Annotated in this window: 10 protein-coding genes; 1 reads left to right on the forward strand and 9 read right to left on the reverse strand. The window is 76.1% G+C overall.

Features of this window, described 5'->3' with window-relative positions; genetic code table 11:
- Positions 1-118: 118 nt before the first annotated feature.
- From ACGF13_RS11965 to ACGF13_RS11980, 4 genes are all read right to left on the reverse strand, one after another.
- Positions 119-1,009 (reverse strand): phosphotransferase, encoded by an 891-nt coding sequence (locus tag ACGF13_RS11965; protein WP_392872792.1) that lies wholly within the window; start codon positions 1,007-1,009, stop codon positions 119-121.
- 189 nt (positions 1,010-1,198) lie between these two features.
- Positions 1,199-1,648: a nuclear transport factor 2 family protein gene (locus ACGF13_RS11970; protein ID WP_392872358.1), complete on the reverse strand. Its 450-nt coding sequence runs from the start codon at positions 1,646-1,648 to the stop codon at positions 1,199-1,201.
- Between the two features lie 252 nt (positions 1,649-1,900).
- A complete protein-coding gene (locus ACGF13_RS11975; RefSeq protein ID WP_392872361.1) occupies positions 1,901-2,653 on the reverse strand; it encodes an HAD hydrolase family protein in 753 nt (250 codons plus the stop codon).
- Between the two features lie 62 nt (positions 2,654-2,715).
- Positions 2,716-3,288, reverse strand: coding sequence for a hypothetical protein (locus ACGF13_RS11980; RefSeq protein ID WP_392872364.1), 573 nt, complete (start codon positions 3,286-3,288; stop codon positions 2,716-2,718).
- A gap of 101 nt (positions 3,289-3,389) precedes the next feature.
- On the opposite strand from ACGF13_RS11980, the gene ACGF13_RS11985 reads away from it, so the two are divergent.
- A complete protein-coding gene (locus ACGF13_RS11985) occupies positions 3,390-4,400 on the forward strand; it encodes a DUF2510 domain-containing protein (protein ID WP_392872367.1) in 1,011 nt (336 codons plus the stop codon).
- Between the two features lie 162 nt (positions 4,401-4,562).
- Here the strand turns inward: ACGF13_RS11985 and ACGF13_RS11990 are convergent, their stop codons facing one another.
- The 5 genes from ACGF13_RS11990 to ACGF13_RS12010 all read right to left on the reverse strand — a co-directional run bounded on the left by ACGF13_RS11990 (position 4,563) and on the right by ACGF13_RS12010 (position 11,611).
- On the reverse strand, positions 4,563-5,084 hold the full coding sequence (locus ACGF13_RS11990; RefSeq protein WP_392872370.1) for a hypothetical protein: 522 nt from the start codon (positions 5,082-5,084) through the stop codon (positions 4,563-4,565).
- Positions 5,081-5,623, reverse strand: a complete 543-nt coding sequence (locus tag ACGF13_RS11995) for a hypothetical protein (RefSeq protein WP_392872373.1) — start codon at positions 5,621-5,623, stop codon at positions 5,081-5,083. Before ACGF13_RS11995 ends, ACGF13_RS11990 begins: the two co-directional genes overlap by 4 nt.
- 99 nt (positions 5,624-5,722) lie before the next feature.
- Positions 5,723-7,285: a hypothetical protein gene (locus ACGF13_RS12000; RefSeq protein ID WP_392872376.1), complete on the reverse strand. Its 1,563-nt coding sequence runs from the start codon at positions 7,283-7,285 to the stop codon at positions 5,723-5,725.
- Between the two features lie 79 nt (positions 7,286-7,364).
- Positions 7,365-8,201, reverse strand: a complete 837-nt coding sequence (locus ACGF13_RS12005; RefSeq protein ID WP_392872379.1) for a leucyl/phenylalanyl-tRNA--protein transferase — start codon at positions 8,199-8,201, stop codon at positions 7,365-7,367.
- Positions 8,198-11,611, reverse strand: coding sequence for an amino acid adenylation domain-containing protein (locus ACGF13_RS12010; protein ID WP_392872382.1), 3,414 nt, complete (start codon positions 11,609-11,611; stop codon positions 8,198-8,200). Before ACGF13_RS12010 ends, ACGF13_RS12005 begins: the two co-directional genes overlap by 4 nt.
- Positions 11,612-11,693: the final 82 nt, after the last annotated feature.

An 11,693-nucleotide genomic window follows, 5' to 3' on the forward strand; every position in this document is an offset into this window, starting at 1 on the left:
CGCCTCTCCGGTTCCGGGCCCAGCTCGCCGGCTGACGCCGCTCGGCGCGTACGGCCGGTCCGGGGGCGACTCCGGCCCGGCCGTCAGCCGTGATCCGTCAGCGGTCGGCCGTCAGCCGTCAGCCGTCCAGCAGGTGCAGGGCCTGCCGCAGGTTGTGCTCGGCGATGCCGGCCATCGCCTCGCGGGCCGGGAAGTCCCCGTCGAGCAGGCGTAGCGGTCCCGCCGTCAGCGAGAGGCGCTGCGCCGGCGCGTAGAGGGCGAGCCGGTCCTCGTCCAGGCCGTCCGCCGCCAGCGGCAGGTAGTCGGCCTCGGGAAGGCGGATCCGCAGGAAGACGTGCTCCCACTCGGCGTCGAAGTACATCGTGCCCTCGACGTCGATCAGCACCGGACGGCCTTCGGCGTCCACCAGGACGTGGTCGGGCCCGAGTTCGCCGTGCACCACGCTGTACTCGGCGCGGGGCCGCACCGCCGCCGCCAGGGCCCGCAGCCGTTCCGCGAACCGGTCCCGGGCTTCCGCGATCCGGGGGTCGCGGGCCGCCGCCTCCGCGAGGTCGTGCAGCGCGCGGTCCAGCACGACGCCCTCGCAGGACGGCCCGTGCGAGGCTCCTCCTCCGTCGACGACCGCCACCTTCCCGTAGCCGGGCGCCCGGTGGCCACGCATGGCGTCCAGCGCCTCGCCGAGCCGGGCCAGCACCGAGGCGGCGGCGCGCGGGTCGCGGGCGAGCAGCTTCTCCAGGCTCTCGCCGGGGACGTCCTCGACGATCGCGAGGTCGCCCGTGCCCGGGGCGACGTCCCGGTCCCCGGCGCGCCGGACGAACCGGAGCGCCGGGACCCGGACACCGAGCGCGTCCAGCCGTGCGTGCGCGGCCTCGAACAGGTCGAGCCCGAGGCCGGGCGAGAACGGGTCGGCGAGGTCGTCGTCCCCCTCGGCCGCCGGCCAGTAGTTCTCGGCGCCGGCCCAGCGGTAGGCGATCGCCGTCGTCCCGTCGTCCATGAACAGGCGGTACACGCCCTTCTTGCTGCCGCCCGCCAGCCGTTCGACCGACTCCAGTCGCCGCCCGGCGCCCAGCGCGGCCCGCGCCGCACCCGCCAACAGGTCCCGCACCGCTGCCCGCCTCTCCCCGGCCCGGCCGCCTCGTCCGGGCCGGCCTCCTCCGGGCCGGCGCGCCCTGTCGCCGACCGCCCGACTACCCACTGCCTACTGTCGGATGTGGCGGCTCAGGTCGCCGACCAGGGTGATCCGCACCCGCCGCTCCGCGAACCGCCACCGGCCGTCCTCCCCACGCGCGAAGCGGTCGTTGTACCGGCCGGCGGCGATGGTCTGCAGCGGCAGCTCGGGCAGTGCCTGCAGCACGGTGACGTACGAGCGGGCGGCCGCCGTCCCCGCGCGCTCGTCGACCTCGACGACCACGTTGGTGATGACGTGCTGGGTCCGCGGCGTGCCGTCGGCGTGGACGACGATCATCCCGCGGAACATCGCCTCGATCGCCTCGCTCCCGCTCACCGGCTCCCCGCCGCCGACGAAGACGGCGTCGGCGAGCAGGGCGCCGAGCCCCGCGAAGTCACCGTCGTCGACGAGTTCGGCGTAGCGCGCGATCAGGGCCTCGATCGCCCGGTGACTCTGCACCGGGTCGGCAGGTGCGGGCATGCTCTCCCCCAGGGGTCGCGCGGTGTCATCTTCCCCAACCCTCGCACATCTTGATCATGCGCCGGAATATCACCGGCGGGCCGGTGCCCGGGCTGATGGCTTTCGGTCGCCCGTGACACCGTCCGAGGAGGTGAGCCCCGTGAACGCAGTACCGACAGGGGTGCTCCCCCTTGCCGTCACGGCCGGGCGGCCGACGCGACGGACGGCCCGGGCGCCCGGCGGTCACCGGCCGGCGTCCCGACCCGACGACCCCTACGCCAGCCGGGAGATCTCCGCGGCGACGGCCTCCGGTTCGGCGGCGACGGTGACGCGGGCGACACCGTCCAGGCCCGGGTGGGTGCCGACCCGGACGGAGTGCCGCGCGTTGCGCAGCAGGTCGAGGTCGTTGATGTCGTTGCCGAAGGCGTCGTAGGCGTCGATCCCCAGCGAGGTCAGCGCCTCCCACTTGTTGGTGGTGCCCGGGGCGAAGTCGATGATCGCCTCGTCGAGGTGGTGGTTGACGTTCAGTCCGAGCGCGCGGCAGGCCTCGGCGAGGCCCGGGAGGTCGGCCGCCTCGACCACCAGGAACTTGACCACGGCGGGGAGTTCGGCGAGCTCCACCCGGCGGGCGAGGCCGCCCTGGTCGACCCGGCCGCAGATCGGGTGGTCGGCCGGTCCGGTGTAGGCGTAGTCCCAGGGGCCGTCGGCGAGGTAGCCCGCCCGGAACCGCTCCACCTCGCCCAGCAGCCGGCCGAGTTCGTCGGCCTCGAACGCGCTCCGCGCCCGCACCTGGCCGTCGACGGAGACCAGGCTGCCGTTGCCGCCGATGAGCGTGGCGGTGGGGAACGCCCCGTCGAGGACGGGCAGGAGGTCGCGGACCGGCCGGGCGGAGGCGAAGACCAGCTGGTGGCCGGCCTGCTCGCAGGCGTCGAGGGCGGCGAGGATCCTGCTGTCGATCGTCCTCCCGTCGAAGCAGAGCGTGCCGTCGATGTCGAAGACCATGGTGCGGGTGTTGGAGGAGATCATCGGGTGATGCTATCCAGGCGGGTGCGTGCCCGGTCCACCACCCGTCGTCCGCCCGTGCGCTCCTACCAGTAGTCGGCCATCAGCTCGTGGTCCACCGTCATGGCGGCCCGGTCCAGCGCGGGCAGGCCCAGGTGGTCGCAGATCAGGGCGGTGAGCCGCTGTTCGCGGTCCTGGGCCCCGGAGCACTCGCCCCTGGGATCGAGCCCGGCCGTCGTGACGAGGGAGACCAGCCCCTCGGGCAGGTACTCCTCGGTGAACAGGGTGTTCTCGTAGCTGACGGAGAAGGAGAACCGGCCGTCCCGGAAGTGGTACGCCTCCGGGCCGTGGGCCTTGCCGATGCAGGGGTTGGGCACGAACACCGCCAACTCGGCGTCCTCGGGGCAGAGCCCGCGGTAGTCGACGACGCCGTAGTCGTCGCGGGCGTGGTCGAACAACGGGTGCACGATCACGCCCCAGTCGCCGGGCGCCGGGTCCCCGCCCCGGGCGAACGGCGGGCGGCGCTGGGCGATCAGCCCGTCGGCCACGGCGGCCGGGGTGGTGCCCCTGAAGTACACCAGGACGGTCTCGTCCTCGCCGTGGTGCCGTCCGCGCAGCCAGTCGATCGGGCCCCGGTGGATCCAGTCGTAGTCGGTCATGGTCGGCACCGTAACCCTCGGCTCCGACACCGCCCGTCGGGTGCGACGAGCGCGGCACCCCTCCCACCGAGGGGCGGCCCGCCGCCGGGTACCGTACGGCCGTGAACAACGCGACGCCTCCCGGGTGGTACCCGGTCCCCGGTCCGGACGGCGCCCCCGGCCACGAGCGCTGGTGGGACGGCACGGCCTGGACCAACGACGTCCGGCCGGTCCAGGGCGGCAGCTACGGCTACCCGGGCCTGGAGGCGCACTCCGGGCCCCCGGCCTACCCGGCACAGCAGCCCTACCCGGCGCACCAGGCCTACCCGGCCTACCCCGCGCAGCCGCAGTCGTACCCCGCCGTGGACCACGGCCACCCCGGCCCCGGCTACCCGCCCGTGGCCCCCGCCCCGCAGCGGGTCAAGCCGGGCGTGGTCATCGCCGTCGCGGTGGCGGTCCTGGCGGTCGGCGGCGGCGTCGCCGGGCTCGCGCTCAGCCACGGCGGTGACCCGGTGGCGGACCCGACCACCGACCCCACCGTCTCCGTCAGCCGCAGCACCGAGCCGACGACGAGCCCGAGTCCGACCCCCACCCCCGCCCCGAAGCCGTCCACGCCCAAGCCCGCCCCGGTCCTCAGGACCACCGTCGCGGACCAGCAGCACTCGATCACCCTCCCGGTGTTCGAGGGCTGGGAGGTGGCGGCGAAGGACACCCCGCAGTGGTCGGTCTACCTCGGCAGCGGCCGCTACACCTGTGCGAACGGCAAGGCCTGCATCCGCGGCCGGTTCTCGGTGGAGAAGAACACCATCCAGGGCGACACCCCCAAGGCGGCCGCCGACGCCGCCATGCCGGCCGTCGCCAAGCAGATCTTCAGCGGGATGACCTCGCAGACCGACTACGGCTCCGGCAGCCTCGCCGTGGCCGGCGTGGCCGGCTACGCCACTCGCTGGCACATCACCAACGCCGACGGCACCCAGGGGTACGTCCTGCTGGCCGCCCTTCCCGCGAAGGGCGGCGGCTACGTGGTCTTCGACGGCGGCGTGGACGACGACCCGGCCGCCCCGGACGTCTCGGTGCTGGACCAGATCCTCCTGGGCGTCAAGAAGGACGACGCCCCGACCGCCGGCACCTGACGCCGCGTTCCGGGGCCCGGCGGCCGGTCGGCTCCACGGCCGCGGGAACGCTCCGGGAGCCGCCGGGCGCGAAGAGGACCGGCTCCGACGCGTACGGCCTGGGGAGCGCGCCCGGGCCCCGTGTCCGCCGCATCCCCCGTCGAGACGAACGCCGCTTTCGGGCTACGCGGGCTGGTCGCCCGGGAGTTGCTCCGGCGTGGAGGGCATCGGGAGCACCCGCGGGCGGGCGGTGAGGCGGTCGCTGCGGCGCAGGACGAAGACCACCGGCAGGGCGATCAGGCTGGGCCCGGCGAGCAGGCCGGCCAGCCACTGGCGGCCGGCCAGGCCGACGACCACCGAGCCGACGAGCATCCCGGCCGCGAGCACGAAGCCCGCCACCAGGCCGCCGAGATAGAGCTGGTGGGCGCGCCGCTCCTTGCCCTCCTGGGCGGCGATCCGGGCGCGCTCGGTGACGTGCTCCTCCCGTATCCGGGCCGCCTCGAGCGCCGAGGCCGACGCCGCCCGGTCGCGTTCCAGCGCCGCCTGGTGGCGTTCCCTGGCGCTCTCCCTGGCGTGCTCGCGCTGGAGTTCCAGTTCGAGGTGCTCCAGGGCCACCCGCAGGTGCTCGGGCGGGAGTTGGGCCCACTGGGTGGCGATCTCCAGGGCCGTCGGGCGGCGGGTGCGGCCCTCCTCGGGGGTGGTCACCGGTCGTCACCTCGGGGCGTGGGGGCGGTTCGGTCGGGGTTGCGGGCGGCGCCGGGCGGCGGGCCGAGGCGGAGGAAGAGCCGCTCCAGGCCGTCGGTGACGGTCTGGGCGGCCACGGGGGTGAGCGGGTCGTCGGCGTAGTCGATCAGCGGCCGGTACCGGGCCCCGGAGCCGTCCCCGGCGACCACCGCGTCGTCCGCCCAGGTGAAGACGCTTCCGACGACGACGCCGACGTCGCCGTGAAGGACCGTCCCCGTGCCCGGAGTCGGCGCTCGGCCCGCCGGCGGACCCGCGGGCGCGGGGAACGCCCTGCCCGCGGGTACGGGGCCGCTCGGCAGCGCGGCGCGCATGTCTCTGCGGCGTCTGGCCCCCCACGCGCCCGGTCGGTCCGGCGCCGGCAGCGCCAACGCGGCCAGCACCGCCGCCGCCACCGCCGGGACGACCACCCACCAGCCGATCCCGGTGGCAGCGTGCAGCACCAGCGTCCCGACCCAGACCAGGACGGCCACCCCGCCGAACACCCGGCGCCTGTTCCCCACCTCGCTCCCCCTTCCGTCGGTCCGAGCCTACCCACGACGAGGGCCCCCCGGTCGGAGAACTCGACCGAGGGGCCCGTGGAATGACGGCAGGTCAGTGGCTCAGCCGTGCTGCGGCGCCGGCAGCGTGGCCGAGCCGGCGAGCAGCGGCCACTCCCGGTGGAACGGCGGCAGCGGCAGCTTGCCCTCGATGATCGGGGTGCCGAAGACCTTCAGGTGGGCGAGCAGTGAGCCGTTCAGGTCGACGCCGCCGACCAGGGACCAACTTCCCTCCACCTGCGGCGGGTTGCCGGAGGAGTCGGCGACCAGCGAGCCTTCGGCCCGGGCGCTCAGGTAGGGGGCGACACGGGTCTCCACGCCGACGGTGTCGTACAGGCCGAGGCTGATCTCGGCGCCGAGCGCGGCCCGCACGCCCGCCTTGCCGTTGAGCCGCACGTGCACCGGGGTGACCTTGGTCTCGGCGTTGGTGACCGGGGTCCAGCCCTTGCCGCCGGTGTAGTCGGCGCGCACCGCCCAGGTGCCGGTGGCGTCCTGCTCGGCCTCCAGGTGGACCTGGCCGTCGGCGCTGACCTCCAGGTAGCAGGTGAGGCCGAGGTTGACGACCACCGGCAGGCCGGCGACGGTCAGCACCGGGCTGGCCTGCAGCTTGGCGAAGGGCACCCGGACGGGCGCCGCGCCGGTGCCGCGGGCGGCGTCACCGGTGACCTTCCACTGGGCGTGGGCGCCGAGGTCGAAGCCGATCGAGGCGGTGCGCGGGCTGCCGGCCGCCGCGCCGTGGTAGGCGAAGTGGACGGCGGGGTGGAGCTGGAGCGAGCCGGACGCGTCGAGGCTCGCGCCGTCGGGCAGCGGGACGGGGGCCTTGACGTTCACCTCGAGGGTGCCGGAGGCGTCGGCCTGGATGCCGCCCGCGGTCAGGCCCGCGGTCGCCTTGAGGTCCTTGACCAGCGGGGTCACGGTGATGCCGCGCGGGTCGACGGGGACGTTGCCGTCGGCCTCGGTGCCGCCGAGGAGTTCGGCCAGGGTGGCCGGACGGGTGGTCAGGGCGAGGGTGTTGCCCGGGGCGGGGCGGACGCCGGTGACGGCGACCAGTGCGCCCTGTGGTGCGGCGGCGGTGGGCGGGCTGGCGATCAGCTGCCCGGGCTGGACGGCCGCCGTGGCCGCGGTCGGGCCGGCACCGGGCGAGGCGGAGGCGGCGGCGGAAGCCGAAGCGGAGGCGGAAGCCGGGGCCGATGGCGTGGCGGCCGGGGCCGATGGCGTGGCGGACGGCTCCGCCGCCGACAGCACCGCCGTCCCGGCCGCCGGGTCGTACGCCGTCAGTTGGAGGTTCCTGGTCGCCGCGGTGACGGCGCCGCCGTCCTTGCCCGGGCTGCCGATGGCGGCCTGCCGGTCGCCGGCGGGCGCGGCGGTGACGGGCGCCTTGCCCGTGGTCGGACGGCCGGCGGCGGGGGTGCCCGCCTTGGCGCGCGGGGTGCCGCCCGAAGGCGCCGCGGCGGCGGCCGGGCTGCCCCCGGCGGCGGTCGCGGCCGGGTCGGCGACGGTGGCGGCGGCCGGTGCGGCACCGGCCTGGGAGGAGCCGGGGCTGGTCGGCCCGCACGCGGCGGCCCCGGCGAGGACGAGGGTGAGGACGGCGGGGCCGGCGGCCCTGCCTATGGAGCTCTTGAACACGCGGCGTCATGTTACTGACGAGGAATAAGTTTGTCGAAGACAGGCCAAAAAAGCCAACCCGCTCAGGTTTAACTGCAGGTCAGTCAGGCTTCCCCAGCCGCGCCGCCGGCAGCGGCGCCCCATCGGGAACTCCACCCCCACCCCCGTCCGACAGCTCCGCGAGGTACCGCGAGCGCGCCATCGGCTCGGCCCCGAGGCTCCGCACGTGCGGCCCGTCCCACTGGGCGTCGAGCAGCCGCCCGCCCGCCGCGGCGAACCGCGCCCCGAGGTCGGCGACGGCGACCCGGGCGGCGTCCGGGCGGCGGTGGAACATCGAGTCCAGGCTCAGCACCGGGCCGACTGCGATCCCGAACACCCCGCCGATCAGCTCCTCCCCCTCCCAGACCTCCCCGCTGTGCGCCGCCCCCAGCTCGTGCAGCCGCAGCAGGACGTCCGCCAACTCCCCGGTGAGCCAGACCGGTCGGCGCCCCTCGGCGCAGCCCTCCAGCACCCGGCCGAAGGCCCGGTCCGCGCTCGTCCACCACGAGGACCGGTTGCGCAGCCGCCGCGCCAGCCGGCTCCCGAGCCGGACGCCGTCGGGGGCGATCACCGGCCGGGGGTCGGGCGACCACCAGGCCAGCGCGTACGGGTCCACCCCGCCCGGCAGCAGCGCCACCTCGCCCGCCTCGACCGCGTCCCCGTACACCGCCTCGTTGTACGCGCCGGTGTACACGTCCGCCGCCGGCAGCGGGAACAGCCCGCGCCGGTACGCCGCCAGCAGGCCCCCGGGGCCGAGCGCCCCGAGCGACCCGCCGAAGGCCACCGGGCCGTCCCCGGGCCCGCGCCGCACGTCCAGCCTCTCCAGCCCCGCCAGCGCCTCCGTCCCCGCCGACGCCTCCGTCCCCGACAGCCCCTCCGACCCTTCGAAGGGCCTCACGACGCCGCCGCCCGCAGGAAGCCCTCCCGCTCCAGCCCCGCCAGGTAGTGGTCGATCAACCCCGCCTCCACCGGCGGCAGTTCGATCCCGCTCCCGGCCAGTGCCGCGTCCGCGGCCGCCCGCTCGAACAGCGGGAACGTCGGCCGGAAGTACATCTCGCTGATCGACAGCTCCGCCCCCGGCGCCCGATCCACGAACAGCGGGACGAAGGGCGCGATCGGGTGCGTCGGGTTCCCGGCGGCGAACCGGACCAGCCGCCGCACCCAGTCCCCGTACGGCAGTCGGGCGACCCGGTGGCCGCGGGCCCGCAGCCGCTCGGCGAGGTCGGCGAGGACGCCCGGCCGCGGGGAGGTGAGGTGGTAGACCTCTCCGGCGGCGGGCGCGTGGGCGGCGATGTGGGCGACGGCGCGGGCGAAGCGGTCGGCGGGGACGAAGTCGAGCAGCAGCTGCACGTCCGGGCTGGTCCCGCTGTCGGCCAGGTAGGCGATCAGCGCGCACAGTTCGGTGCCGGTGTTCATCACCCCGCCCGCGAGGTCCCCGGTGACGTCGTTGGTGCGCAGCACGGTGACCGGCAGCCCAGCGGCGGCCGCGTTGTGCAGCAGCTGTTCGGCGACCCACTTGCTCTCGACGTAGCCGACGCCGAGCCGCTCCGGGTGGGCGAGCGGGGTCCGCTCGGTGACCTCGGCGATGCCGGCCGCGCCGAAGCCGGCCAGGACGGCGAGGGTGGAGAGGTAGTGCACCGGGATGCCCCGGCTGTGGCCGGCGAGCCGGACGACCTCGCGGGTGCCGCCGACGTTGGGCTGCCGCAACTGGTGGTACGGATAGAGGAAGTTGACCTGCCCGCCGAGGTGGTGGATCGCGTCCAGACGCCCGGCCAGCCAGTCGTACCGGCGGTCCGTCAGCCCGAGCCGCGGCCGGGCGAGGTCGCCGACCAGCGGCACCACCCGCCGGTCGGCGAGGTCGTGCCGCAGGAAGCGCTGCTGCGCCGCGCGCAGCCGTTCCAGCGCGTGTTCCTCGTCGGGTGCGCGGACCAGGCAGTGGATGCGCGCCCGGGTGGTGGCGAGCAGCGCGTCCAGCAGGTGGGCGCCGCAGAAGCCGGTGGCGCCGGTGAGCAGGATCTCGGTGGGGTCGGCGCGGGAGGGCGCCGGGTTCCAGGACTGCCGGGGGTCCTTGGTGAGCCGGGCCTCCGCGAACCAGTCGACGTCGGTGTCCCGTACGGCGCCGGCGGGGGCGTCCGTGCGCGCCGCCCGCAGCGCCCCCGCGAAGGCCCGCAGGACGGGCTCGCGCAGCAGCGCCCGGGTGAGTGCCCGCACCTGCCCGACGTCGACGCCGAACATGATCCGGGCCCGTGCCAGCATCTCCATGGCGAGCAGCGAGGTGCCGCCGAGCGCGAAGAAGTCGCCGTCCGGGCCAACGTGTTCGACGCCGATCAGCTCGGCCCACAGCTGCCCGACGGCCGCCTCGACCGCCCCGGCTCCCACCCGGTCGGGATCGGGCGCGGGGACGGGCACGGGCACGGGCACGGGGACGGGCACGGGCCCGGCCGCCTCGGCGCGCACCGGAGCGCGCGGCAACCACCCCCGGTCGATCTTCCCCGCCGCCGTGAGCGGCATCGCCTCCAGCGGCACGAACGCGGTCGGCACCAGGTACTCCGGCAGCCGCTCGGCCAGGAACGCCCGGATTCCGGCCGCCCCGCCGCTCGCCCCGGGGACGAGCGTGTAGTACGCCGTGAGCGCGCGGCCGCCGTCCGCCGCCTCGCCGCGGGCCGTGACCCCGGCCTGCCGGACGTCGGGGTGCGCGGCCAGGACGGCCTCGATCTCGGCCGGGTCCACCCGGTACCCGCGCACCTTCACCTGGTCGTCGAAGCGCCCGAGGATCTCCAGCTGCCCGTCCGCCCGCCACCGCCCGGCGTCGCCGGTGCGGTACATCCGCTCGCCGGGCAGCAGCGCGTACGGGTCGGGCAGGAAGGACTCGGCGGTGAGCCCGGCCTGCCGCCAGTAGCCCCGGGCGAGGCCCGGTCCGCCGAGGTGGATCTGCCCCTTCTCGCCGGGCCGGACGGGGTGCAGCCGGGCGTCGAGCACGTGCACCCGCACGCCGGGCAGCGGCCGTCCGATCGGCACGGGGGCGACGGGGTTGCCCGCCGGCCCGCCACGGTGCGGCGCCCCGCCGAGCAGGTCCGCCGTGACCTCGCAGAGCGTCGAGGTCACGGCAGCCTCGGTGACCCCGTACGCGTTGACCAGCCGGGCGCCCGGCAGCCGCTCCAGGCCGCGGCGGCAGTCGTCGGCGTGCACGGAGTCCCCGCCGACCACCACCAGCCGCAGTTCCCGGGGGCCGGGCCCGCCGGGCGGGAGCAGGTCGAGCAGGTGGTGCCAGTAGGCGGGGGTGAAGTCGGCGACGGCCAGGCCCAGCCCGGGCAGCCGGCCGGCCAGTTCGGTGGGGGCCCAGGTGCCGCCCGCGCTCCCACCGCCGAGCACCACCGTCGCACCCGCCAGCAGCGCGCCGAGCACCTGTTCCAGCGCGGTGTCGGCGCCCAGCGCGGCCAGGTGCAGGACGCGTTCACCGGGGCGCAGCCGGTACGCCTGGACGATCCGGTCGAGGGTGAACAGCAGTGCGCGGTGGGTGACGGGTACGCCCTTGGGGCGGCCGGTGGTCCCCGAGGTGTAGATCAGGTAGGCGAGGTCGTCGGGGACGGCGCCGTCGTCGCTCAGGAACTCCCCGACGTGCGGCAGCTCCCCCGCGTACGGCGAGTCCCCGGCGCACGGTGAGCCCCCGGGGCCGCCGCCGCGCGGGTCGGGGACCGGGGCCGGGACGGGCACCCGGTCCGTCCCCGGAAAGCCCTCGCCGTCGGCGACCACCACCCGCGCCCCGCAGTCCTCGACCAGCCGGGCCAACCGCCGCCGGGGGTGGGCCGGGTCCAGCGGCAGGAAGGCCCCGCCCGCCTTGAGCACGGCCAGCCAGGCGGTCACCAGCCCGACCCCGCGCTCCAGGCAGACCGGCACCACCTGCTCCGGACCGACCCCGCGGGCCCGCAGCGCGGCGGCCAACCGGTCGCTGCCCAGGTCGAGTTCGCGGTAGCTCAGTGTGGCGTCGTCGGCGACGACGGCGGCCGCCTCCGGGTCGTGCGCCGCCCGCGCGCGGAACAGTCCGTGCACCGTGTCCGCGAATCCGGCCGCCGCGCGCCGTACGGGGGTGCCCTCGGGGAAGCCCAGTTCGACCGGGTGCCACTCGCGCTCGACCCAGTCCCGGCAGTCGGCCCGTCCGGCCGGCCCGTGGACCTGCCACCAGCCCGCCGGTACGGTCAGGCCCCCCGGCCAGATCGCGTACTGACCGTCGTCGTTGCGGACCACGGCGTGACGACCGGAGCTCACATCCGTTCGTACGCCCTGTGCGCTGTCTGCTGCGTCGTCCACCGGCTTGACCTCGTGCTGTGGCGGCAGAATGCTTGGGAGTGCGACATTTCCGACTATACGCACTCCTGCCCCGTCGAGGACG

This window comes from Kitasatospora sp. NPDC048286, assembly GCF_043201735.1.
In the GTDB taxonomy this organism is placed as follows: domain Bacteria; phylum Actinomycetota; class Actinomycetes; order Streptomycetales; family Streptomycetaceae; genus Kitasatospora.